The sequence below is a fragment of the Pseudomonas sp. NPDC086112 genome, assembly GCF_044746425.1.
Taxonomy (GTDB): domain Bacteria; phylum Pseudomonadota; class Gammaproteobacteria; order Pseudomonadales; family Pseudomonadaceae; genus Aquipseudomonas.
In genome coordinates, this window is the sequence record NZ_JBIVCD010000004.1 from 110,192 (window position 1) to 134,428 (window position 24,237).

Below are 24,237 nucleotides of genomic sequence, written 5' to 3' on the forward strand. Positions count from 1 at the left end.
GAAAAAAAGATCCTTCCTACAGCGTAAAGGAAAATAGCCGTCCTCCACTGCCGCAGCAAATCAGCCAGATAAGACGCCGCTCAATCCGGCCAATACCACACCGGCTCATCCAGCATCCGCTGCCCGACTATCCCGGTCTGGCCGAAATCCTTCTCCAGCACAATGCAATTGCATTCCGGGTCTTGCTGCAACGCCGAGATCAACCGCCGCGCATGAGACACCACCCACACCTGACACTGCTCGGACGCTCGAATGATCAACCGCGCCAATGCCGGCAGCAGGTCTGGATGCAGACTGGTTTCCGGTTCGTTCAACACCATCAACGTCGGCGGCCGAGGCGTCAGCAATGCCGCAACCAGCAACAAATAGCGCAACGTCCCATCCGATAACTCGGCGGCGGACAACGGCCGCAACAATCCTTCCTGATAAAACTCGATCGCAAATCGGCCACCTTGCAGCAGTGCGATGTTCAGCGTCGCGCCGGGGAACGCGTCGCTGATCGCCGCCTGCAAGGCTTCGGGATCGCCGATTTCGCGGATGGTCTGTAACGCCGCCGCGAGGTCGCGACCGTCGTGGTGCAACACCGGCGTGCGAGTGCCCAGTTGTGGTTGGCGCGCCGGAGCTTCGGCATCGCTGCGAAAGTGATCGTAGAAGCGCCAGCGGCGGATGAATTCACGCAGCTGCAAGACTTCCGGCGAGGTGCGCAAGCTACCAACCTGATCGAACAGGCTGTCGAAATTCGGCGTGCGTTGGGCCAGCACCTCCCAGCTGCGGCCGACCCGTGTGCGAATCATCGGGCCGTCACGATCCACCAGCAGGCTGGCCGGGCGATAGAACGGCCCGGACCAGATGCATTCCCTTTTGATTTCCGGGTCCAGAGAAAACGCGGAAAGACTCTGTTCCTGAAGGCCCAGCGCGATCGAGTAGCTGAAGTCTTCACCGGCAAACCCCAGGCGCAGGCGCTTGGCGCCGTGTCGCATGGTTGCCTGGATCGGGATTTCACCATTGCGCATGCGCTGGGTGATGGTTTCCGGCCCGGCCCAGAAGGTCGAATCCAGCCCACCCTCGCGTGCCAAGCCATTGACCACTCCACCCTGAGCAGTTTCCGCCAGCAGACGCAAGGCGCGGTAGAGATTGGACTTGCCGCTGCCGTTGGGGCCGGTGATCAGGTTCAGCCGTTGAAGCGGAATCACCAATTTATTGATCGAGCGGTAATTGGCCACCGCGAGTGTTTTGAGCATGGGAAGCTTCCTGCTGCAGGGGCCGCCAGTTTGTCTTAGTCGGCGACTGTGAGCGTATGTGGCGAGGGAGCTTGCTCCCGCTGGGCTGCGAAGCGGCCCAAAAAAGTTAAACGAGGTGTGTCAGGCAAAACGAGACAGCAGGTTTTGCGTCTGCTGCGCAGCCGAGCGGGAGCAAGCTCCCTCGCCACAGGCAACCCCCAAGCCCCATGCGATGCAGCAAACCCGTGCACCTGTTGAACCCTGTTCTAAGCTCACAGTCGTATCGTCACTGGCATGTTTGTACAGCGCAAAGGAGTTTGCATGGCAGGTCCCGGATTGAAATTCATGGTTGGCCTGAGCCTCATCGCCCTGCTGAGCGCCTGTGGCGATAAAAAGCCCGTCGAGAAGGACCGCCCACGAGTCTTCGTGCAAGAGGTCAAGCCAACCGATTACGCCGCTGCAGTGACACTCACCGGCGACGTCCAGGCGCGAGTACAAACCGAACTGTCGTTTCGCGTGGGCGGCAAGATCATCCAGCGCATGGTCGATGTCGGTGACCGGGTTTCGGCCAAACAAGTGCTGGCCAAGCTCGATCCCAAGGACCTGCAAACCAGCGTCGACTCGGCCCAGGCCCAGGTCGTTGCCGAACAGGCGCGGGTCAAACAAACCGCCGCCGCCTTCGTTCGCCAACAAAAACTCCTGCCCAAGGGCTACACCAGCCAGAGCGAATACGACTCCGCCCAAGCCGCCTTGCGCAGCAGTCAGAGCGCGCTGACCGCCGCTCAAGCGCAATTGGCCAACGCCCGTGATCAACTGAGCTACACCGCGTTGATTGCCGAAGCGCCGGGAGTGATTACCGCGCGCCAGGCTGAAGTCGGCCAAGTGGTACAAGCCACGGTGCCGATTTTCAGCCTGGCCCGGGACGGCGAGCGTGACGCGGTGTTCAACGTGTACGAGTCACTGCTGACGGAGCCGCCGGCGGACAGATCGATTGTGGTCAGCCTGCTCGACAACCCGAAAATCAAGACCACGGGCACCGTTCGGGAAGTCACGCCGGCAGTCTCGGCGCAGACCGGCACAGTACAAGTCAAAGTCACCCTCGACAGCCTCCCCGAGGGTATGCAGCTGGGGTCGGTGGTGAGCGCCACCGCCAAGCCGGTGGGCAAAACCGCGGTGGAATTGCCTTGGGCGGCCCTGACCAAAAACCTCAGTGACCCGGCCGTGTGGCTGGTGGATGCCGAGGGCAAGGCGCAGTTGCACACCATCACCGTCGGTCGTTACCTGACTGGCAAAGTCATTGTCAGCGCCGGCCTTAACGGGGGCGAAAAAGTCGTCACCGCAGGCGGTCAGTTACTGCATCCGGGCGTGCGCGTGGAGATTGTCGAGAACACCTACCAGCCCCCAGCGACAGGAGCCCAGCCATGAAGCGCCTGTTGCTATTGTCCGCCGGTTTGTTGCTGGTCGCCTGTTCCAAGGAGGAAGCGCCGCCAGAACCGGTTCGGCCGGTGTTGTCGGTGGAAGTGAAGGCGCTCAATCAAGAAAACCTCGGCCGGTTTGCCGGCAGCATTCAGGCCCGTTACGAAAGCAACGTCGGTTTCCGGGTGCCGGGGCGTATCGCCAGCCGTAACGTCGATGTTGGCGCCGAAGTGCAGAAGGGCGCGTTGCTCGCGACCCTCGACCCCACCGATCAGCAGAACCAGTTGCGCTCCGCCCAGGGTGATCTGGCGCGGGTTCAGGCGCAGCTCATCAACGCTCAGGCCAACGCCCGGCGTCAGCAGGAACTGTTCAATCGCGGGGTTGGCGCGCAGGCGCAACTGGACATCGCCCAGACCGACCTGAAAACCACCCAGGCGTCCCTCGATCAAGCCAGGGCCGCCGTCGATCAGGCGAAGGACCAACTCAACTACGTTGAGCTACGCACCGATCACAAAGCCATCGTCACCGCGTGGAACGCCGAAGCCGGGCAAGTGGTCACGGCCGGCCAGCAAGTAGTGACCCTGGCGCAGCCGGACATCAAGGAAGCGGTGATCGACCTGCCCGATACCCTGGTTGATCAGTTGCCAGCCGACGTGGTGTTCCAAGTCGCCTCACAACTGGACCCGAGCATCACCAGCACCGCCATCGTGCGCGAAATCGAACCCCAGGCGCAAAGCGCGACACGCACCCGTCGCGCCCGCCTGAGCCTGGCCGATACGCCACCGGGCTTTCGCCTCGGCACGGCGATCAGCGTGACCCTCAGCTCCGCGATCAAGCCGCGCCTCGAACTGCCGGTGAGTGCGCTGCAGGAGGTCGATGGAAAACTGCGGATCTGGGTTGTTGATCCACAGACGCAAACCGTTTCGCCAAGGGAGGTCAGCCTGATCAGCCGGACCGATGCCACGGTGGTCCTGGCCAACGGCGTGAAAACTGGCGAGCGGGTGGTCAGCGCGGGTGTGAACAGCCTCAAACCGGGGCAGAAAGTGAAAATTGACGAGGACAGCCCGCAATGAAAGGGAGTTTCAACTTATCCGAGTGGGCCCTCAAACATCAGTCGTTCGTCTGGTATTTGATGTTCGTCGCGCTACTGATGGGCGTGTTTTCGTACCTGAACCTCGGTCGCGAAGAAGACCCCTCGTTCACCATCAAAACCATGGTGATCCAGACTCGCTGGCCCGGCGCGACCCAGGAACAGACCCTCAAGCAGGTCACCGACCGGATCGAGAAAAAACTCGAAGAACTCGACTCGCTCGACTACGTGAAAAGCTACACCCGCCCCGGCGAATCTACGGTGTTCGTTAACCTGCTCGACACCACCAGTGCCAAGGACATTCCGCAAATCTGGTACCAGGTGCGCAAGAAGATCAACGACATTCGCGGTGACTTCCCGAAGGGCCTGCAAGGGCCGGGTTTCAACGACGAGTTCGGCGACGTGTTCGGTTCGGTGTATGCCTTTACCGCCGATGGCCTGTCGATGCGCCAGTTGCGCGATTACGTGGAACAGGTGCGTGCCGAAATTCGTGAAGTCCCGGGGTTGGGCAAGGTCGAGATGGTCGGCGAGCAGGATGAAGTGCTGTACCTGAACTTCTCCACCCGCAAACTCGCCGCCCTCGGCATCGATCAGCGTCAGGTGGTGCAGAGCCTGCAATCACAGAACGCCGTGACCCCGGCCGGGGTGATCGAGGCCGGTCCGGAGCGGATTTCGGTGCGGACTTCGGGGCAATTTGCCTCTGAGAAAGACCTGGCCAACGTCAACCTGAAGCTCAACGATCGCTTCTATCGACTGGCCGATATCGCCAACATCAGCCGTGGATACGTCGATCCGTCGACCCCGGAGTTTCGCTTCAACGGCCAGCCGGCCATTGGCCTGGCGATCGCCATGAAGAAGGGCGGCAACATTCAGGACTTCGGCAAGGCGCTGCACCTGCGCATGGTTGAGCTGACGGCGGACCTGCCGGTGGGCGTCGGTGTACACACCGTTTCCGACCAGGCTGTAGTGGTGGAAGAAGCCGTCGGCGGTTTCACCAGTGCGTTGTTCGAAGCCGTGGTGATCGTGCTGATCGTCAGCTTCGTCAGTCTTGGCGTGCGTGCCGGGCTGGTGGTGGCGTGTTCGATTCCATTGGTGCTGGCGATGGTCTTCCTCTTCATGGAATACAGCGGTATCACCATGCAGCGGATCTCCCTCGGTGCGCTGATCATCGCCCTCGGCCTGCTGGTGGACGACGCGATGATCACCGTGGAAATGATGGTCACGCGCCTGGAAATGGGCGAAACCAAAGAGCAGGCGGCGACCTTCGCCTACACCTCGACCGCATTCCCGATGCTCACCGGCACCTTGGTCACCGTCGCCGGTTTTGTGCCGATCGGCTTGAACGCAAGCTCGGCCGGTGAGTACACCTTCACGCTGTTCGCGGTGATCGCAGTGGCGATGCTGGTGTCGTGGATCGTCGCCGTGCTGTTCGCCCCGGTACTCGGTGTGCATATTCTGAGCGCCAATGTGAAACCTCACGACGCAGAGCCTGGGCGCATCGGTCGGGCGTTCAATGGCGGCCTGCTCTGGGCCATGCGCAATCGCTGGTGGGCCATCGGCATTACCGTGGCGCTGTTTGTGCTCTCGGTGTTTTCCATGCAGTTCGTGCAGAACCAGTTCTTCCCGTCCTCGGACCGCCCGGAAATTCTCGTCGACCTGAACCTGCCGCAAAACGCCTCGATCGCCGAAACCCGCAAGGTGGTGGACAAGCTTGAAGCGACGTTCAAGGACGACCCGGACATCGTGCGCTGGAGCACTTACATCGGCGAGGGGGCGATCCGTTTCTACCTGCCTCTCGACCAGCAATTGCAGAACCCGTACTACGCGCAACTGGTGATCGTCAGCAAAGGCCTGGAATCGCGCACGGCCCTGACCGAGCGTTTGCAAAAGCGCCTGCGCGAAGAATTCGTCGGTGTCGGCAGTTACGTCCAGGCGCTGGAAATGGGCCCGCCGGTGGGGCGGCCGATTCAGTACCGGGTCAGCGGCAAAGACATCGATCAGGTGCGCAAACATGCGATTGCCTTGGCCACCGAGCTGGATAAGAACTCGCACATCGGCGAAATCATTTACGACTGGAACGAGCCGGGCAAAGTCTTGCGCATCGACATCGCCCAAGACCGGGCACGGCAACTGGGGTTGTCATCGGAGGATGTGGCGAACCTGATGAACAGCATCGTCGTCGGCTTGCCGGTCACGCAGGTCGATGATGATATTTACCTGATCAACGTGGTGGGTCGTGCCGAGGATGCCGAACGCGGCAGTCCGAAAACCCTGGAGAACTTGCAGATCGTCACCCCGAGCGGCACGTCGATTCCGCTGCTGGCGTTTGCCACGGTGCGGTATGAACTCGAGCAGCCACTGGTGTGGCGTCGTGATCGCAAACCGACCATCACCATCAAGGCCGCGGTGCGCGACGAGATTCAGCCGACCGACCTGGTGCAACAGCTAAAGCCGGACATTGACAAGTTCGCCGCCAGTTTGCCGGTGGGCTACAAAGTCGCCACTGGCGGTACGGTGGAGGAAAGCGGCAAGGCCCAGGGGCCAATCGCCAAGGTGGTGCCGTTGATGCTGTTTTTGATGGCGACCTTCCTGATGATCCAGTTGCACAGCGTGCAGAAGCTGTTCCTGGTGGCCAGCGTCGCGCCGCTGGGCCTGATCGGCGTGGTGCTGGCGCTGATCCCGACCGGTACGCCGATGGGCTTCGTGGCGATCCTGGGGATTCTGGCGCTGATCGGCATCATCATCCGCAACTCGGTGATTCTGGTGACCCAGATCGACTCTTTCGAGAGGAGTGGCTACACGCCGTGGGACGCGGTGGTGCAAGCCACGGAACATCGGCGCCGCCCGATATTGTTGACGGCGGCGGCAGCGAGCCTGGGGATGATCCCGATTGCGCGGGAAGTGTTCTGGGGGCCGATGGCCTACGCGATGATTGGCGGGATCATCATCGCGACGTTGCTGACGCTGCTGTTTTTGCCGGCGCTGTACGTGGCCTGGTACAAGGTTCGCGAGCCGAAGAAAGAGGCATAGAGGCGAGCGCTGCGCGCTCTATTCGCGAGCAAGCCCGCTCCCACATTCGATCGCGTCCGTCTGGACAACTCGGTCGAATGTGGGAGCGGGCTTGCTCGCGAAAGCGTCAGTACCGACACCTCAGACTTGAGCTGCTTACACCTTACGCCAAACACTCGCCAACCAAGGCTGCTGCTCCCGCGGCAGCCCCGTTGGCCGGTAGTAATGCTCAAGCTCCACAAACCCCGCTTCAGTCAGCATTTGCTGCCACACCTGAAGATCGTAATAAGCCCCATAACGCGGCCCGTTCCAGCCTTCCTGATTCTCGCCACGCGGATTAGAGCTGAACAACACACCGCCCGGTTTCAACGCCCCACGCAGTTCCTTCAGCACCCGAGGCAACTCCTGACTCGGAATGTGAAACAGCACGGCATTGGCGAATATCCCGTCAAACCGCTCGGTCGGCAGGTCAAGTTTCAGAAAGTCTTGCTGCCAGACTTCACAACCACTGTCCTCCCGGGCCATCTGTGCAAGCTTTTCAGAACCGTCGAGCCCGACGGCGCTGTGGCCCAGGCGGGTGAAGGTTTTCAGATCGCGGCCAGGGCCGCAGCCAAAATCGAGAATGCTGAACGGCGCCTCACCCTGGATATGCCGCAACAGGGCATCGATGTTCTGGCTGACATCGTGATCGCGAGTGCCTTCACGGAAGTCCTCGGCCACCGCGTTGTAATGGCCCAGGGTGGTGGAAGTGATCTGCTCCAGGTCGTCGGGAGTCTGTTTCATGGTTGGCTGCGCAGGTAATTGGGATTAGCTGAATATACGCCATGACGCCGGGGGCTGCTGCGCAGCCATTCGCGAGCAAGCCCGCTCCCACAATGGATCGCGTCGAACACAAATTCCATGTTCACCGAAGATCGAATGTGGGAGCGGGCTTGCTCGCGAAAGCGGTATCACTGGCGACCAATGACTTCAGCCAGACTCAACTCTGTTTCATCCCCAGACATTCAATGGACCGATCAACCATCGCCTTGGCAATCTCCAGCAAATGCCAGACGGAGAACACCAATGCCCGATCGGCGCCCTTGAGTTGATCGCCGCACTGATACGCCGTGACCGAGGCGCAGCGCAACAGATCCGCCACATAAAGCTGGGCGTCTTCGAAGCTCACGTCTTTGCTGACGTTGTAGAAGCGTAATTCATCGGGCGCCGTCGGCTGCTTGCCGGTGAGGTGGAAATCGATCGCACGGTAGAGCGCCGATCGATCCCTGAGCAGGTCGTCGGTGGCGGTTTCGTTGGTGGGGTTTTCGGGAGGTGGATCGGGTACGGATTTTTTCATTGGTAAAACTCCTGGAATTAATTGGAGCCAACCGTTATCGCGACTAAACGAATAGGGGTGGCGGCTGCACGCAGGTTAGTCGACCGGTCTCCAGGCAATACCGGCGCACCCGAGGGTGCCCTGCGCACAGCCACCATAACTTTCAGGCAATGAAAAACACCTGACATGAGGTGGCGCTGTGCGCCTGGAAAGATCCGGGCGACTAAACCCGATCACTGATGAGCAGTGACGAACCGAGACTAGCCACCAGATTCTGTCGGCGCAAGCGAGCGGAATGATCTAGGAAACGTCCTGCAAATGAAAGGGATCGGGCCTGCTGGCACTCTGATTTTCTTGTGAGAAAACTTACGCTTCGGCGAGGGGATTGTCTTAATGCCAGTCAGTTAAGACGTAACGCGGTCTGTAGCAGCTGGCGAAGCCTGCGTTCGGCTGCGAAGCAGTCGTGAAATCAGAGTTCACGGTGTTTCAGGAAGACTGTGAAAGCAGGATTTGCGACTGCTTCGCAGCCGAACGCAGGCTTCGCCAGCTGCTACAAGGTGAGCATCGCGGCTGCTATCTCGATCAGCGCTTGTTGAGTCCACGCGCCAACCGATCCCCACCCAACTGAATCACCGCCACCAACACCACCAGCAACACAATTACCGTCAACATGATCTGGCTATCAAAGCGCTGATACCCATACCGATAAGCAATGTCCCCCAACCCACCGGCCCCAATCGCCCCGGCCATGGCTGACGAGTTGATCATCGTCACCAACGTAATGGTGAAACCACCGACAATCCCCGGCAGCGCCTCGGGCAACAGCACATGCCAGACGATATGCCAGCGTCGGCAGCCCATCGCCTGCGCCGCTTCAATCAACCCATGGTCGACCTCGTGCAAACTGACCTCGGCGATGCGTGCAAAGAACGGCGTGGCCGCAATGGTCAGCGGCACCACGGCTGCCCAAACGCCATACGTGGTGCCGACGATCAGGCGGGTAAACGGAATCAGCGCCACCATCAAAATCAGAAACGGAATCGAGCGGAACAGGTTCACGAACGCGCCCAACGCACGATTCAGCGCCGGTGCTTCGTAGATCCCGCCTTTGGTGCTGGTGACCAGAATCACCGCCAACGGAATGCCCGCCAGCAGCGCGATCAGCGACGACACACCCACCATCAAAAACGTGTCGATAAAACCCTGAAGCAACCGATCAAACCACATAACCCAGCACCTCCACCTGTTGCGCCCAGTTGCCGGCGCGCTGACGCAATTCCTCGGTGCCGAGGGACGAACCGGTCACCGCCAGCAACAATTGCCCGAGTGCATGGCCCTGAATCCGTTCCACGCCCCCTTGCAGCAAGCGCACGCGACCACCGAGAGCGCTGAACAGCGCCGCCAGGTCTGGCTCCTCGCTCGTGCTGCCGGTGAATTGCAAACGCAGCACCACAGCGGCGTCCGAAGACTGCGGCTGTGGACGCAAGCGGCTTTGCAGTTCTTCCGGCAGGCCGTGTTGCAGCGGCGCGAGCAAGGTCTTGCTGACCTCATGTTGCGGGTTGCCAAAAACTTCCCAGACCGGCCCTTGCTCGACGATTCGCCCATGTTCCAGCACCACCACCCGATCACAGATATCGCGGATTACCGCCATCTCGTGGGTGATCAGCACGATGGTCAAACCCAGCCGTTGATTGATCTCGCGCAGCAGGCCGAGGATCGATTGCGTGGTCTCCGGATCCAGCGCCGACGTCGCCTCGTCACACAGCAGAATCTCGGGATCATGGACCAGTGCGCGGGCGATGCCGACGCGTTGTTTCTGCCCGCCGGACAGCTGCGCCGGGTAGGCTTTGTGTTTCTCTTGCAGGCCCACCAGTTCCAGCAGCTCGCGAACTTTCTGCTCGCGCGTCTCCTTGGGCACACCGGCGACTTTCAGCGGCAATTCGACGTTCTGCCAAACCGTCTTGGCCGACATCAAATTGAAGTGCTGGAAGATCATGCCGATCCGTCGCCTTAGCGCCACCAGGCGGTCTTCGTCGAACTCGCCGATGTCCACCTGATCGATCAGCACCCGCCCGCTGCTCGGTTGTTCGAGGCGGTTGATGGTGCGGATCAGCGATGACTTGCCGGCACCGCTGCGACCGATGATGCCGAACACTTCACCGCGCTGGATCGCCAGGTCGATGCCGTGCAAGGCCGCCACCGGACCTTGCTGACCGTTGTAGGTTTTGCCCAGGCCGATAAAGCGCACGTGGGCGCGATTGAGGTCTGGGTGCAGTTCGGTTTGTGTGGCGTTATGTGGCTCCGGAAGTTCCAGTCGCCGTTGGATCGCGGCTGTCATGCTCAGCTTTCCCAGCCGGCTTGATAGAGCTTGCCGTGGGCTTTATCCAGCGCCGCACGAACGGCTGGCGAATGCTGGTAGATGTCGACGAACTTGATCAGCCGCGGGTCGGTTTTGCTTTTCGGCTGGATCACGAACTGGATCACGTATTCCTTGTGATCGAGGCCATCGAACAGCAGGGCGGAACTGGCATCGAAGGTCTTCGACAGACGGATGTAGGCCGGGTAGCCCTGGACCAGATCGGCGTCGTCGTAGGCGCGCACCAGTTGCACGGCCTCGACCTGAAGGATTTTGATTTTCTTCGGGTTGGCGATGATGTCTTCTTCGGTGGCCTTGTAGCCGACGCCCGGTTTGAGGGTGATCAGCCCGGCCTTGGCCAGCAGTTGCAGGCCGCGACCACTGTTGATCGGGTCGTTGGCGATGGCCACGCTGGCACCTTCGGGCAAATCGTCGAAGCTTTTGTATTTCTTCGAGTAGAGGCCGACGTTGTTGATGATGCCCGGGGCGAACGGCACCAGGTCAAAACCGGCGGCGGCCTTGGCGTTTTCCAGGAACGGGATGTGCTGGAAATAGTTCACGTCGATGTCGCCCGAGGCGAGGCTGACGTTGGGGGCGATCCAGTCGCTGAACTCCACCAGTTCGACTTTCAGGCCTTGTTTAGAGGCTTCTTCTACGGCGGCTTCCAGGGGAATGGCGAAGGCGGCGGTGGTGCCGACCTTCAGCGGTGCGTCGGCGGCGAAGGTGACGGAACTGAAGAGGCCGAGGGCCAGGGCCAGTGCTTTGACTGGGTGGGTTAAGAGTTTTTTTGTCATGATGGTTTTCCAGTCAGGGCATTGAATGTGTGGTGTTTGGGTGGGCCTCTTCGCGAGCAAGCCCGCTCCCACAGTGGATCGAGTCGGGCACAAATTTTGTGTTCACCACAGATCTAATGTGGGAGCGGGCTTGCTCGCGAAGCTTTTAGCGCCGGTAACCGGCGCCTGTGTGTTGCTCAGGCAAATGCGCTTGGCCGTGAAACAGCTTTTCCCGCAGGCTGCCGTCGTCGTAAGCGGTCTTGTACGACCCTCTGCGCTGCAACTCCGGAATCACCAGTTCAATGAAATCCACATAGCTTTCCGGGGTGACAATCCGTGTCAGGTTGAAGCCGTCCAGACCGGTTTCGGCGATCCACGACTCCAGCTCATCCGCCACCTGCTCAGGCGAGCCGACCACGGTGATGTAGCGGCCACCGAGGGCGTGTTGTTCCAGCAGTTTGCGGCGGGTCCAGTCGTTGTTTTGCAGGTTCTTGGTGGCGGACTGGATGGCGTTGCTCTTCACGTACTGGATCGGTTCGTCGAGTTCGTACTCGGAAAAATCGATCCCGGTGGACGCCGAAAAGTGCGCCACGCCGGCCTCGGCACTGGCGTAGCTCAGGTACTCGGCGTGCTTGGCCCAGGCCAGCTCTTCTGTCTCACCGACGATCACGTTTAAGCCCATGAACACCTTGATGTCCCAGGGATTGCGCCCGGCTTCGACGGCGCTGGCGCGAACCTTGTCCACCTGAACCCGGGTCGCCGGTTTGTTCTGACCGCTGATGAACACGCACTCGGCATGCCGACCGGCGAACAGCAAACCGCGATCGGAGCTGCCGGCCTGGAACAGCACCGGCGTGCGTTGCGGCGACGGTTCGCAGAGGTGATAGCCCTCGACCTGATAGAACTCGCCCTTGTGCTCGATCTTGTGCACTTTCGCAGGTAAGGCGTAGATCCGCTGTTCGCGGTCGTTGAGCACCGCGCCGTTTTCCCAGCTGCCTTCCCAGAGTTTGTAGAGCACTTGCAGGTACTCGTCGGCCTGGTCGTAGCGGCGGTCGTGTTCCACCTGTTCGCTCAGGCCCATGGCCTTGGCGGCGCTGTCGAGGTAGCCGGTGACGATGTTCCAGCCGACCCGTCCACGGCTCAAATGATCAAGCGTCGACATACGCCGGGCGAACAGATATGGCGGCTCGTAGGTCAGGTTGGCGGTCAGGCCGAAGCCGAGGTTTTTGGTGACGGCGGCCATGGCCGAGACCAGCAGCAGCGGGTCGTTGACCGGCAACTGGATCGACTCTTTGAGCGGCACGTCCACCGAGTTTTGATAGACGTCGTACACGCCGACGATGTCGGCGATGAACAAACCGTCGAACAGTCCGCGTTCCAGCAACTGAGCCAGTTCAGTCCAGTATTCGATGGTTTTGTATTGGGTCGAGGTGTCCCGTGGATGGGTCCACAGGCCATGGTTGATGTGCCCGATGCAGTTCATGTTGAACGCGTTGAGCAGGATTTTCTTTTTGGCATCAGCCATCAAATGGTCCCTCGCAATGGAGGGTTTTCATCGTTGAGGTAGTAGTTGCCGATGGCGTGATATTTCCAGCGCACCGGGTCGTGCAGGGTATGCACCCGGGCATTGCGCCAGTGGCGATCCAGGCCGTGTTCGGCCAGGGTCGCCTGGCTGCCGGCCAGTTCGAACAGTGTGCTGCCGGCGGCGAGGGAGATTTCGGTGCTGATGGCCCGGGCTTCGGCAACGGCAATCGACGCGGCGGCGACGGTCTCGGCATTGGTGTCGGCCTGGGCCTGATCGAGGAATTCGCCGGAGCGTTCCAGCAGGGCTTCGGTGGCGTGCAGGCGGATACTCAAGTGGCCGAAGCTCTTGATGGTCAGCGGGTCTTCGGTGGCTTTTTCATGAGTGGCGTCGATCCACGGCCGGGTCTTGGTGCGCACAAAATGCAGCGCATCTTCATACGCGGCGCGGGCGATGCCAGTGTCGATGGCGGCATGGAGAATCTGCGCCAACGGGCCGACGGTGGTCGGGCGCTCGAAAGCGCTTTGAAACGGGATCACGTCCTCGGCGGCGACGTAGACATCCTCGAACACCACCGAACCGCTGCCGGTGGTGCGCTGGCCGAAACCGCTCCAGTCGTCGATCACCGTCAGCCCTTTGCTATTGCGCGGGACGAAGGCCAATTGCTGCACGCCGTTTTCGTCCACCACTGACGTGGGGATGCGCTGGGCATAAATCGCGCCGGTGGCGTAGAACTTGCGGCCGTTGATGCGGTAGCCGTTGCCATCGCGAGTCAGGCTGGTGACGCGATCATGGGCGGTTTTGGTGCCCAGTTCCGCGAGTGCATTGCCGAAGCGCTGGCCGGCCAACACTTCTGCGTACAGGCGTTTTTTCTGCTCATCGGTGCCGTTTACGCGCAGCACTTCAAGGGCATAGAAATGGTTCTGCGGGATTTGCCCGAGGGAGCCGTCGGCCTGGGCGATCAACGCGATGACCTTGGCCAGGGTGACGTTGGAAACCCCGGCGCCACCGTATTCCTTTGGCACGCTGATGCCCCAAAGACCCGAACGGGAAAACACTTCCAGTTCCGGGTACGGCAAACGACGCTCGCGGTCGCGCAGGGCGCTGTCGCGTTTGAAATCATCGGCCAGGTCACTGGCGACAATCAGGGCTTGCTCATCGCTGGTGATGACCGCGACGTGGTGAGAAAGAGTCATGTGTTTCTCCAGGGATCTGGTCAAAAGGTTCTGGTCGTCAGATCCAGGAATGCCGCGCAGGCAAGGTTCCATTGAGGTGGTAAGCGCCGACCGCGTGATACTTCCAGCGCACCGGGTCGTGCAGCGTGTGCACCCGGGCATTGCGCCAGTGGCGGTCGAGGTTGAATTCGGCGAGGGTGGCGCGGCTGCCGGCCAGTTCGAAGAGTTTTTCGCTGGCCAGCAGCGAGATCTCGGTGGTCAGTACTTTGGCTTCCGCCACGGCAATCGAGGCGCGCGCAGCGGACTCGGCGGTGAGCGGCGCGGCGTTGACCTGATCGAGTACTTGGCCTGCCTTGCGCAGCAGTGCTTCGGCGGCGTGCAGTTCGATTTTCAGCTTGCCGATGTCGGCGATCACATAGAGGTCGTCGCTGGCCCGGTCGACCTTGGCGTCGATCCACGGCCGTGCGCGTTTTTGCACGAATTCGATGGCGTCATCGATGGCGCCCCGGGCAATGCCGGCGTCGATGGCTGCTTGAATCAACTGCGACACGGCGCCTTGAGTATTCGGGCTGTCGTTGATCTTCCAGTTATCCACCACCAGCTCGGCGTCGACCCGCACGTTGTTGAGCAAAAGGGTGCCGCTGGCGGTGGTGCGCTGGCCGAAACCCGACCAGTCATCAACGATGCGCAGCCCGGGTGTACCGCGACGGACGAAGGCCAGCACTTGCTTGCCGTCGTCGTTCAGCGCCTTGACGGCCACCCAGTGGGCGAACAACGCGCCGGTGGAATAGAACTTCTGCCCGTTGATGACGAAGCCATCGCCGTCGGCGCTGATCCGCGCCTTGAGCTCCAGGGTATTTTTGGTCCCGCGCTCCGGTCCCGCGTTACCGATCCGCCAGCCTTCGAGCACGCTTTTGAACAGCTGTTTTTTCTGCGACTCGGTGGCGGCGCCGAGGATCAGGTTGAGAATCCCGAACTGGTTCTGCGGGATCTGCCCCAACGCCGGGTCGGCCGCGGAAATGATCGCGAACACCGAGGCCAGGGTGACGAATGAAACCTGCGGGCCACCGTATTCTCGCGGGATGGAAATACTGCCCAGACCGCTGCGGGTGAACTGCTCGATTTCCGACCACGGCAACTTGCGTTGCTGGTCACGTTTGGCTGCTTGCAGGCGGGCGACTTGCGCCAGCTCATGGGCCGCCTTGATGGCTTGTGCGTCGTTGCGCAAGACCTGCGCGGGCAACAACAATGGGGCGATGTCCAGATCACTCTGGATTACTGCGTCTGCCAGACTGGACATCAGTGCCGCTCCTTGGCTGCACGCAATGCCCTGGCGATTTGCACTGGGGTGATTGTGTTCCGGACCATACCTACCTCACATCTCATGAAAGCGCCGCATGGGTTGCGGCGAACGAAAAACACGAATGTCCGGTGGTCCGGTGTATATACCCTAAACGTGTATAAATAATTAATGAACTAACTTTTAGGAATATGCATAGAAGGTACGTTACTCACCCGATAGATGAGTTGGCACGCCCCTTGTAGCAGCTGGCGAAGCCTGCGTTCGGCTGCGTAGCAGTCGTCAAACCTGAGCTCGCGGTTTAACTGAATGACCGCAGTGTCTGATTTCACGACTGCTACGCAGCCGAACGCAGGCTTCGCCAGCTGCTACATGGATCTCAGTGTTTGCGGGGTTCGGCGGCCATGAGTAACTCCTTTGGCCGGGCCTTCAAATAGGGATTGGCGCAACCGATCTTCAATCTGCGCGGTGGTGCCCACCGCGAGTTGTTACCCACCCGATCAAGAATGCAGTAGGTCACTTCCAGTCGAAGGTCTTCGCCGGCCTCGACAATGATCGCTGGGGGCACCCACACCTGAATCGGCTGACCCACATCGCAAGCCTTGAGCTTGGGCAGGTCCATGCGCACGTCGCCCCAGCGCAAGGTGATTTCGTCTTCGGCGGCCATGTTCAGGTACGGTTCGATGGTCAACGGGACACCGCGCTTGACCTGGTTCGGATTGACCCCCTGACGGCGAATAGTCTCGGGGATAAACACCGGCGCCAGGCTCTGGTTTTCCTCATCGCAAAGGGGCGAGGGCAGGCCGCCCGGGCAATCGAGTTTGATCTGGACGTGCGCCGCCGGTGATACCGCTGGCCCTTGCCCCACCTGCATGACCTTGTAATGGACGCGGGCAGAACCATTGGCAATGAAGCTTTCCGGCACCCGCAGGCTCACGGCTTTACTGTCATGGTCGGCCCCCAACACGCTGGAGGCGACATAGCAGTTGTCCCAAAACAGCTCGATCAGATCGCCTTCATCCATGCCGGGGTAGGGTGGCACGTCGATCATAAGATGAGCGGCCGAGGTGATGTTGATACCGGCCTTGTGGCTTTGCGCCAGGGTCGGGGCTGCAAGTTCAGGTTTGTTGGAAGTGCTGGTCATGGGTTTCTCTCCTTGAGGCTTTGCCGCGAAGTCCATTTCTGAAAGATCGAAAGGCGTGAATTACCAAGCAACAAAACGATTCGCTATTGGCGCGATTAAATAATAATGAGTGTGATGGCTGTTGCCTGTTGGGAACTAGATAAGAGTGCGTTTGAATAGGTGTCAATAGCGTGGGTTGGTTAAAGGTTAGTTCTTGCGTGATTCAGAAAGCTCCTACGCAGTAGGGTTAATAAACCGCATCACTCTGTCGAATAAAGTGGGGTATTTGGTGGGTTTTATGCCTCTGAGGCAGCAACCCTCTGAGCGTGGGTAGCAGGGTATTTTATAAATTTTAGGCGATATGAATCTGTTGCAGGACATATATATGTACCGCATGGGAGGCCGGGAAGTTATTTAGGGTGGGGCGAAGGGTGTAAGTCGTTGAAAGATGCTATTTGCTTTTATAAAGCGGAGTTAATGCCACTTCCATCCATGGAAGTTGACAGTTTTCGAGTGGGGCAGCACTAAGCGTTATTAAGAAACTTGCTGAGAAACTGCTTCGTCCGTTCCTCTTTCGGGTTGGCGAACAGTGCCTTGGCTTCGCCTTGTTCGACGATCACACCCTTGTCGAAAAACACCACACGGTTGGCCACGTCCCGGGCAAAGCCCATTTCGTGGGTAACGATCACCATGGTGCGTTTCTCCTCGGCCAGGCCGCGGATGGTCGCCAGCACTTCACCCACCAGTTCCGGGTCCAGCGCCGAGGTCGGTTCATCGAACAGGATCACTTCCGGTTCCATCGCCAACGCTCGGGCAATCGCCACACGTTGTTGCTGACCGCCGGAGAGGCGTCGCGGGTAAGCGTCTTCCTTGCCCGCCAGGCCGACCTTGGCCAACAGCTTTTTACCCAGGGCAACGGCTTCGGCGCGCGGGATCTTTTTCACCACCAACGGGCCTTCGATCACGTTTTCCAGGGCCGTGCGATGGGGGAACAGGTTGAAGTTCTGGAACACAAAACCCACGTGCTGGCGCAAGCGCCGTACCAGGCTCTGCTGCTGGTTCAGGGGACGGCTGCCATCGATCTCGATGTCGCCGACCTTGATCCGGCCGCTGCTAGGCTCCTCGAGAAAGTTCAGGCAACGCAGGAAGGTGGTCTTGCCCGAGCCACTGGGGCCGATGATCGCCACCACCTCGCCTTCCTTCACCTGCAGATCGATGCCGTTGAGCACCACCTGACCCTTGAACTGCTTTGTCAGTTTTTCCACGACAATCATTGGGTCAGGACTCCTGGTCGTGCCGATTGACCCGCGCTTCCAACTGGTTCTGCAGGTGCGACAGTACAGTCGCCAGAACCCAGTAGATCAGCGCAGCGGCAAGATACATGGTGAAAATTTCGAAGGTGCGAGCGGTGATCAGCTGTGCCTGACGGAACAGCTCCGGCACCTGAATGGTGGCTGCCAGCGCCGTGTCCTTGACCAGCGAGATAAAGCTGTTGCCCAACGGTGGCAAGGCCGTGCGAGCCGCTTGCGGCAGGATGGCCCGGCGCAGGGTTTGCGCGCGGGTCATGCCGATACTGGCGGCGGCTTCCCACTGGCCGCGCTCGATGGAGCTGATGGCGGCACGCAGGATTTCGCAGGCGTAGGCGGCCATGTTCAGCGAGAAGCCGATCAGGGCCGCTGGCAATGGATCAAGTTCGATGCCCAATTGCGGCAAGCCGTAATAGATCACGAACAGTTGCACCAGCAACGGCGTGCCGCGAAAGAACGACACGTAGATGCGGGCGATCCAGCTCACCAGTTTGAAGCGCGACAGCCGCATCAACGCCAGGCCGAAGCCCATGAGCAAGCCGAAGAACATTCCGCCCAGGCTCAGGATGACCGTGTAGTACGCGCCCTTGAGCAGAAAGGGCGCGGAGTCCAGCGCAAGTTGGAAAGCTTCTCCCATTATTGAGTGACGTCAGCGCTGAAGTATTTTTCCGACAGCTTTTTCAGCGTACCGTCGGCACGCAGCTTGTCGATGGCTTTGTTCACCGCGGCCAGCAGCTCAGGCTCGCCTTTGCGCAGGGCAATACCGGCTTCCTGGCGGGAGAACGCTTCGCCGGCGGCGGCAGTGTCCTTGGCCTTCCTGGCATATTCCAGCGCGGCCAGGCGGTCGATCAGAATGGCGTCGATGCGGCCGACGCGCAGATCCTGGAACTTGGTCGGATCATCTTCGTAGGTGCGGATCTCAGCCTTAGGCACATTCTCTTTCACCCACTGCTCGTAGTTGGTACCCAGACCTACGCCGACTTTCTTGCCGGCCAGATCGGCGGCGGTCTTGATGGTGTCTTTGTTTTTGGTCAGGGTCAGCGCCTGAATCCCGGAAACGGTGTAAGGCGTGGAGAAGTCGTACTTCTTCTTGCGCTCTTCGGTGATGGTCACCTGGTTGATCACCGCGTCCAGACGCTTGGATTCCAGGGCTGCGAGGATGCCTTCCCATTTGGTCGGCTGCAGTTTGACCTTCACGCCCAGCTCTTTGGCCAAGGCTTCGGAGAACTCGACTTCGAAGCCGCTCAGTTTGCCGGCCTCGTCGACGAAGCTGAACGGTGGATAAGTGCCTTCCAGACCGACGTTGATCACGCCTGCGTCCTTGATTTTTTGCAGTTGCTCACCGGCAACTGCCTGCCCGAGCAGGCCGGCGCTCAGCGCCAGGCCCAGCGAACCCACCAGCAGATTTCGACGTAATGCGGAAAAATTCATGACAAGCCCCTGTGTTTTCTTATGGAAGACGCTTATGGAAAGTTGGCAAATTCGGGATTTGAACGACTGCGATATCCTGCCCTAAAGCAGCTTATGCGTCTTGCTGCAAATTCGCCTGCGGCGCGACTATATGATGTTGCCTTTAGATACGAAAATACTAAATATCAAGTTTGTTATTTCTTAATTGCATATTAATTTGAGATCGCTTTCGCGGGCAAGCCTCGCTCCTACAGGAGGGTGCGGTTAAACCGTAGGAGCGAGGCTTGCCCGCGAAGAGCGCGATGCGCTCTCAGAACACCGAGGTATAGGCAAACAACGCCGGCGCCCCACCGGTGTGCAGGAAGATGATCGGGCCGTCATTGAAGCGCTGGCGCCCAATGCCGTCGAGCAAACCGGCCATGGCCTTGCCGGTGTACACCGGATCCAGCAACAACCCTTCCTGGCTCGCCAGCAGCTTCAGCGCCGACAGTGTCCCGGCATTCGGCTCGCCATAACGCGGGCCGAAATATTCGTCCCACAAATCGATTTTGAAATTCGCCGGCAGGCCCACGCCCAGCAGCTCGGCCGTGCGCTCGGCGAGGCCCTGGACTTTCGGTCGTTGATCTTCATCGCTACGGGAAACAGTCACGCCGATCACTGGCAAATCCGGCAGTGCTTCGCTCAAAGCCAGCGCCAGGCCGCTGTGGGTGCCGGCACTGCCGGACGCCAGCACCACGGCGGCGAATTGCAGCCCGGTGTCCTTGATCTGTTCGGCCAGTTCCAGGCCTGCACGGACATAACCCAAAGCGCCCAATGCATTCGAGCCACCAATCGGCACCAGATACGGCTTCTTGCCGTTACTGCGCAGACGCCCGGCCAGCGCTTCCAATTGCTCGTCGGCGTTGTCGAGGTTTTCCACCAGCTCGACCTTGGCATCGAACAGGTCCAGCAACAGCCGATTGCCGTTGCCGATATAGTTGCTGTCGTCAGTGCCCAGCGGATTTTCCAGCAGGGCCACGCAGCCCAGGCCAAGCTTGGCCGCAATGGCAGCGGTCTGGCGCACGTGGTTGGACTGGATCGCGCCTGCAGTGATCAATGTATCAGCGCCCTGGGCCAGGGCATCGGCAGCCAGGTATTCGAGTTTGCGTAGCTTGTTGCCACCCAGTGCCAATGGCGTCAGGTCATCGCGTTTGACGTACACATCGCGGCCCAGCCAGGTCGACAGGCGTTCGAGTTTTTCCAGGGGCGTAGGATGACCGAGCAGGTCGAGGCGGTTAAAGCGGGCAAGCTGTTGTTTGATCATGGGTCCGTACTGGCGGAGGAAGATGTCAGGACTATAGGCACGGGTATTTAGTGGGGCAACTGCCAATCGCTTATAGCCAAAAGTATTGAGCACAGCACTATTGGTTCTTAATTCGGCTGCAAGCCGTTGCCGTAAAGTAATCGCGGTTATCGCGGCCAGACAGTCCGGCCGCCCGTGAGGAGTTTTTACCGTGAGCGAGCGTTCCAGCCATTGGCAATTGCAGACCATAGTCAGCCAACTGCGTACGGCGCGTGAGCAGTGGCGCGCACAAAACGGCCGTGCCAGCGGCGAGCAGGGCGGTCGCGAGTTGCCGTCCCGAGCGGCCATGGCGGATATTCTCGAAGCCTTGTGCGGTGCGTTGTTCCCGATGCGTCTGGGCCCGGTGGATTTGCGCGAGGAGAGTGAAGACTTCTACGTCGGTCACACACTCGACGTGGCATTGAACGCGTTGTTGGCTCAGGCGCGGCTCGAACTGCGTTACGCCGCGCGCCACAGTGCCCAGGCAGACACTGAAGTCGAGGCCAAAACCATCCAGATCATTCAGGATTTCGCCCTGGCTTTGCCGGGGCTGCGCACTCTGCTGGACACCGACGTACTGGCGGCCTATCACGGCGACCCGGCGGCTCGCAGTGTCGACGAAGTGTTGCTCTGCTATCCGGGAATTCTGGCGGTGATTCACCATCGTCTGGCCCATCATTTGTATCGCGCCGGCTTGCCGCTACTGGCGCGGATCAGCGCGGAAATCGCCCACTCGGCCACCGGCATCGACATCCATCCGGGTGCGCAGATCGGTCGCAGTTTCTTTATCGATCACGGGACGGGCGTGGTGATCGGCGAGACCGCGATCATTGGCGAGCGCGTGCGGATTTATCAAGCGGTGACCCTGGGCGCCAAGCGCTTCCCGGCGGATGAAGACGGCCAGTTGCAAAAGGGCCATCCGCGGCATCCGATCGTCGAGGACGATGTGGTGATCTATGCCGGCGCGACGATTCTGGGGCGCATCACCATCGGCAAGGGCTCGACCATCGGCGGCAACGTCTGGCTGACCCGCAGTGTGCCGGCGGGGTGCAACCTCAGCCAGGCGAATTTGCAGCATGATGATGGGACACAAAAGTAAGCCTGTGAAAATGTTCGCTGTCTGATCGGCCGCCTTCGCGAGCAAGCCCGCTCCCACATTAGATCGCGTACCTGTCCCGCGCCTCGGTCTAATGTGGGAGCGGGCTTGCTCGCGAATGGTTTCAAGCCGAACCAGGATAATGGCATTTAGCTAATTTCCCGCTGAACGAATCCCCCAAACCCCGCGTAATACCCATCCTTGAGCTAGCGTACGAAAAGTACCGCCGAGCCCTGCGATTAGTCCTTAGCCCCCTATCCATGTTTAACTTGAACGCTCATTCAAGTTAAACCGTCGGTTTGCTGCCCGCTCACAACAGGAGGCTTGCCTTTGCCGAGTCCGTTTTTGATTGCCCTGTTTCACCCCCTTGAGGTGCACTTTTGATGAGTGCATCGTCCACCCCCGCAAGCGGCCAGGTCCGCATGAATCCGCCGGTGTTTTATTTCGCGGCGACCTTTATTTTGTTGTTCGCCGTTGTGGTCATGGCGATACCCGAACAGGCCGGTGCCTGGCTTCTGGAAGCGCAAAACTGGGCGGCCAATACGGTCGGCTGGTACTACATGCTCGCGATGACGCTGTATCTGGTCTTCGTGGTGGTCACCGCCTTGTCTGGCTACGGCAAGATCAAGCTCGGTGCCGACCACGACGAGCCCGAATTCAGCTACCTGTCCTGGGCCGGCATGCTGTTTGCCGCCGGGATCAGCATCACGCTGTTTTTCTTTTGCGTGTCCGAACCGCTGACGCACCTGGCACAACCGCCGCAAGGTGAGGCTGGTACGGCGGATGCGGCGCGTCAGGCGATGCAGATTCTGTTTCTGCACTGGGGCCTGCACGGTTGGGGCGTGTTCGCCTTCGTCGGCATGGCGCTGGCTTATTTCGCCTATCGACATAACCTGCCGCTGGCTCTGCGTTCGGCGCTGTATCCGTTGATCGGCAAGCGCATCAACGGCCCCATCGGTTACGCGGTGGATGGCTTCGGCATCATCGCCACGGTGTTCGGCCTCGGCGCCGATATGGGCTTTGGTGTTTTGCACCTCAACTCAGGGCTCGATTACCTGTTCGGCATCGCCCACACCCAGTGGATTCAGGTTGGGTTGATCACGCTGATGATGGGCGCGGCGATCATCGTTGCGGTGTCCGGCGTCGATAAAGGCGTGCGGGTGATGTCCGACATCAACATGCTGCTGGCCTGTGCGCTGCTGCTGTTCGTGTTGTTCGCCGGCCCCACCCAGCACTTGCTCAACACGTTGATCCAGAACATCGGCGATTACCTCGGCGCCTTGCCGATGAAGAGTTTCGACCTCTACGCCTATGACAAACCGAGCGACTGGCTGGGTGGCTGGACGGTGTTCTACTGGGCCTGGTGGATTGCATGGTCGCCGTTCGTGGGCCTGTTCATCGCACGGATTTCCCGGGGCCGGACCATCCGTGAATTCGTCTTCGGCGTGCTGTTGATTCCGCTTGGTTTCACCCTGGCGTGGATGTCGATCTTCGGCAACAGCGCCATCGATCAGGTCCTCAACCACGGCATGAGCGCGCTCGGTATGTCGGCCATCGACAACCCGTCGATGACCCTGTACCTGCTGCTGGAAACCTACCCGTGGAGCAAAACCGTGATTGCGGTCACGGTGTTCATCAGCTTCGTGTTCTTCGTGACCTCCGCCGACTCCGGCACTGTGGTGTTGTCGACGTTGTCCGCCAAGGGTGGCAACCCGGATGAAGACGGGCCGAAATGGCTGCGAGTATTCTGGGGCGCGATGACGGCGTTGGTGACCAGCGCGCTGTTGTTCTCCGGCAGCATCGACGCCTTGAAGTCAGCGGTGGTGCTGACCTCGTTGCCGTTCTCGTTGATTTTGCTGCTGATGATGTGGGGGCTGCACAAGGCGTTTTATCTGGAATCGCAGAAGCAGATCGCGCAACTGCATTCCCTCGCGCCGGTGTCCGGCTCGCGACGCGGAGGTTGGCGTCAGCGCTTGAGTCAGGCGGTGCATTTCCCGTCGCGCGATGAGGTCTATCGCTTCCTCGATGCGACGGTGCGCCCGGCGATTGAAGAAGTGACGGCAGTGTTCGTCGAGAAGGGCTTGCACGTGGTCACTCAGCCCGATCCGGCCAATGACAACGTCAGCCTGGAGATCGGTCACGGCGAACTGCATCCGTTCATCTATCAGGTGCAGATGCGCGGGTACTTCACGCCATCGTTCGCCCGTGGCGGCATGGGTTCCAAGCAACTCAACAACCGCCGTTACCACCGCGCCGAAGTGCATTTGCGCGAGGGCAGTCAGGATTACGATCTGGTGGGCTACACCAAGGAGCAGGTCATCAACGACATCCTTGACCAGTACGAGCGGCACATGCAGTTCCTGCACCTGGTGCGTTGATTGAGAAGGGTGGCGCTGACGTCTTGTCAGGCGTCAGTGCTCATCGTCATGAACAACACCAGCGCCGCCACCGGTACGCCGAATACTGCGCTACCCACCACCAGTTCCGTGCTCAACGGCTGGCCGGCATTGACCATGCCGACCGCGCCGTTGATCAAGGTCAACGCCAGCCATAGCACGACAAAACTGTAGGCCAGGGTCTGACGGGAGAAACCGATTTTCTCGCCGATGAACAGCATCAGCGCCAGCAGGACCAGGCCGAAGAAGATGATGATGGTGGTGTGCATGATGCATTCCCCTCCTTCAGATGTGTGGTGTCTTTGAGGTCGTCTTCGCGGGCAAGCCTCGCTCCTACAGGTTTTTGTGTCGAACGACACTGCGTTTGTAGGAGCGAGGCTTGCCCGCGAAGGCGACATTGCTGATTCA

General features: G+C 59.9%; 20 protein-coding genes. 5 read left to right on the plus strand and 15 right to left on the minus strand.

The genetic code is table 11. The features are described from left to right. Positions 1 to 80: 80 nt before the first annotated feature. The gene (locus tag ACIPLA_RS04710; protein ID WP_218396841.1) at positions 81 to 1,241 is read right to left on the minus strand and encodes an AAA family ATPase; all 1,161 of its coding nucleotides are present in this window, start codon (positions 1,239 to 1,241) and stop codon (positions 81 to 83) included. Between the two features lie 300 nt (positions 1,242 to 1,541). Here ACIPLA_RS04710 and ACIPLA_RS04715 point away from each other — a divergent pair, with 300 nt between their 5' ends. Genes ACIPLA_RS04715 through ACIPLA_RS04725 form a run of 3 tightly spaced genes read left to right on the plus strand, consistent with a single transcriptional unit; the run spans position 1,542 to position 6,756 of the window. Continuing rightward, positions 1,542 to 2,645 carry an efflux RND transporter periplasmic adaptor subunit gene (locus ACIPLA_RS04715; RefSeq protein ID WP_401171888.1) on the plus strand — a complete coding sequence of 368 codons (1,104 nt, stop codon included), beginning with the start codon at positions 1,542 to 1,544 and terminating at the stop codon, positions 2,643 to 2,645. Continuing rightward, the gene (locus tag ACIPLA_RS04720) at positions 2,642 to 3,709 is read left to right on the plus strand and encodes an efflux RND transporter periplasmic adaptor subunit (RefSeq protein ID WP_218396845.1); all 1,068 of its coding nucleotides are present in this window, start codon (positions 2,642 to 2,644) and stop codon (positions 3,707 to 3,709) included. Before ACIPLA_RS04715 ends, ACIPLA_RS04720 begins: the two co-directional genes overlap by 4 nt. Beyond that, on the plus strand, positions 3,706 to 6,756 hold the full coding sequence (locus ACIPLA_RS04725; RefSeq protein ID WP_401171892.1) for an efflux RND transporter permease subunit: 3,051 nt from the start codon (positions 3,706 to 3,708) through the stop codon (positions 6,754 to 6,756). Before ACIPLA_RS04720 ends, ACIPLA_RS04725 begins: the two co-directional genes overlap by 4 nt. A 135-nt stretch (positions 6,757 to 6,891) precedes the next feature. On the opposite strand, the gene ACIPLA_RS04730 is transcribed toward ACIPLA_RS04725, so the two are convergent. From ACIPLA_RS04730 to ACIPLA_RS04790, 13 genes are all read right to left on the minus strand, one after another. Next, entirely contained in the window at positions 6,892 to 7,518 is a 627-nt protein-coding gene (locus ACIPLA_RS04730) for a bifunctional 2-polyprenyl-6-hydroxyphenol methylase/3-demethylubiquinol 3-O-methyltransferase UbiG (protein ID WP_218396849.1), read from the minus strand. A 196-nt stretch (positions 7,519 to 7,714) separates the two neighbouring features. Continuing rightward, positions 7,715 to 8,071 (minus strand): DUF6124 family protein, encoded by a 357-nt coding sequence (locus ACIPLA_RS04735; protein ID WP_218396851.1) that lies wholly within the window; start codon positions 8,069 to 8,071, stop codon positions 7,715 to 7,717. A gap of 561 nt (positions 8,072 to 8,632) precedes the next feature. After that, positions 8,633 to 9,277, minus strand: a complete 645-nt coding sequence (locus ACIPLA_RS04740) for a methionine ABC transporter permease (RefSeq protein ID WP_401171897.1) — start codon at positions 9,275 to 9,277, stop codon at positions 8,633 to 8,635. Then, a complete protein-coding gene (locus ACIPLA_RS04745; RefSeq protein WP_218396853.1) occupies positions 9,267 to 10,388 on the minus strand; it encodes a methionine ABC transporter ATP-binding protein in 1,122 nt (373 codons plus the stop codon). Before ACIPLA_RS04745 ends, ACIPLA_RS04740 begins: the two co-directional genes overlap by 11 nt. A gap of 2 nt (positions 10,389 to 10,390) precedes the next feature. Continuing rightward, positions 10,391 to 11,200, minus strand: coding sequence for a MetQ/NlpA family ABC transporter substrate-binding protein (locus tag ACIPLA_RS04750; protein ID WP_401171902.1), 810 nt, complete (start codon positions 11,198 to 11,200; stop codon positions 10,391 to 10,393). A 145-nt stretch (positions 11,201 to 11,345) separates the two neighbouring features. Continuing rightward, the gene (locus ACIPLA_RS04755; RefSeq protein ID WP_401171905.1) at positions 11,346 to 12,704 is read right to left on the minus strand and encodes an LLM class flavin-dependent oxidoreductase; all 1,359 of its coding nucleotides are present in this window, start codon (positions 12,702 to 12,704) and stop codon (positions 11,346 to 11,348) included. After that, complete coding sequence (locus ACIPLA_RS04760) at positions 12,704 to 13,897, minus strand: SfnB family sulfur acquisition oxidoreductase (RefSeq protein ID WP_401171908.1); 1,194 nt, start codon at positions 13,895 to 13,897, stop codon at positions 12,704 to 12,706. The genes ACIPLA_RS04755 and ACIPLA_RS04760 overlap by 1 nt, the downstream gene beginning before the upstream one ends. 37 nt (positions 13,898 to 13,934) lie before the next feature. Next, on the minus strand, positions 13,935 to 15,176 hold the full coding sequence (locus ACIPLA_RS04765) for an SfnB family sulfur acquisition oxidoreductase (protein WP_218396861.1): 1,242 nt from the start codon (positions 15,174 to 15,176) through the stop codon (positions 13,935 to 13,937). 379 nt (positions 15,177 to 15,555) lie between these two features. Further along, entirely contained in the window at positions 15,556 to 16,320 is a 765-nt protein-coding gene (locus ACIPLA_RS04770; protein WP_218396863.1) for a hypothetical protein, read from the minus strand. A 503-nt stretch (positions 16,321 to 16,823) separates the two neighbouring features. Further along, positions 16,824 to 17,573 (minus strand): L-cystine ABC transporter ATP-binding protein TcyN, encoded by a 750-nt coding sequence (gene tcyN / locus ACIPLA_RS04775; RefSeq protein ID WP_008068688.1) that lies wholly within the window; start codon positions 17,571 to 17,573, stop codon positions 16,824 to 16,826. 4 nt (positions 17,574 to 17,577) lie between these two features. Further along, positions 17,578 to 18,243 carry a cystine ABC transporter permease gene (gene tcyL, locus ACIPLA_RS04780; protein ID WP_007903115.1) on the minus strand — a complete coding sequence of 222 codons (666 nt, stop codon included), beginning with the start codon at positions 18,241 to 18,243 and terminating at the stop codon, positions 17,578 to 17,580. Then, a complete protein-coding gene (gene tcyJ / locus ACIPLA_RS04785; RefSeq protein WP_218396865.1) occupies positions 18,243 to 19,037 on the minus strand; it encodes a cystine ABC transporter substrate-binding protein in 795 nt (264 codons plus the stop codon). The genes tcyL and tcyJ overlap by 1 nt, the downstream gene beginning before the upstream one ends. Before the next feature lie 289 nt (positions 19,038 to 19,326). Continuing rightward, positions 19,327 to 20,319 (minus strand): D-cysteine desulfhydrase, encoded by a 993-nt coding sequence (locus ACIPLA_RS04790; RefSeq protein ID WP_401171914.1) that lies wholly within the window; start codon positions 20,317 to 20,319, stop codon positions 19,327 to 19,329. Positions 20,320 to 20,509: 190 nt separating this feature from the next. Here ACIPLA_RS04790 and epsC point away from each other — a divergent pair, with 190 nt between their 5' ends. Together epsC and betT are read left to right on the plus strand one after the other, a co-directional pair. Beyond that, entirely contained in the window at positions 20,510 to 21,436 is a 927-nt protein-coding gene (gene epsC, locus ACIPLA_RS04795; RefSeq protein WP_192346547.1) for a serine O-acetyltransferase EpsC, read from the plus strand. A 419-nt stretch (positions 21,437 to 21,855) separates the two neighbouring features. After that, positions 21,856 to 23,811 carry a choline transporter BetT gene (betT, locus tag ACIPLA_RS04800; RefSeq protein ID WP_218397391.1) on the plus strand — a complete coding sequence of 652 codons (1,956 nt, stop codon included), beginning with the start codon at positions 21,856 to 21,858 and terminating at the stop codon, positions 23,809 to 23,811. A gap of 26 nt (positions 23,812 to 23,837) precedes the next feature. Here the strand turns inward: betT and ACIPLA_RS04805 are convergent, their stop codons facing one another. Continuing rightward, positions 23,838 to 24,098 (minus strand): hypothetical protein, encoded by a 261-nt coding sequence (locus ACIPLA_RS04805; RefSeq protein WP_401171918.1) that lies wholly within the window; start codon positions 24,096 to 24,098, stop codon positions 23,838 to 23,840. Positions 24,099 to 24,237 lie beyond the last annotated feature (139 nt).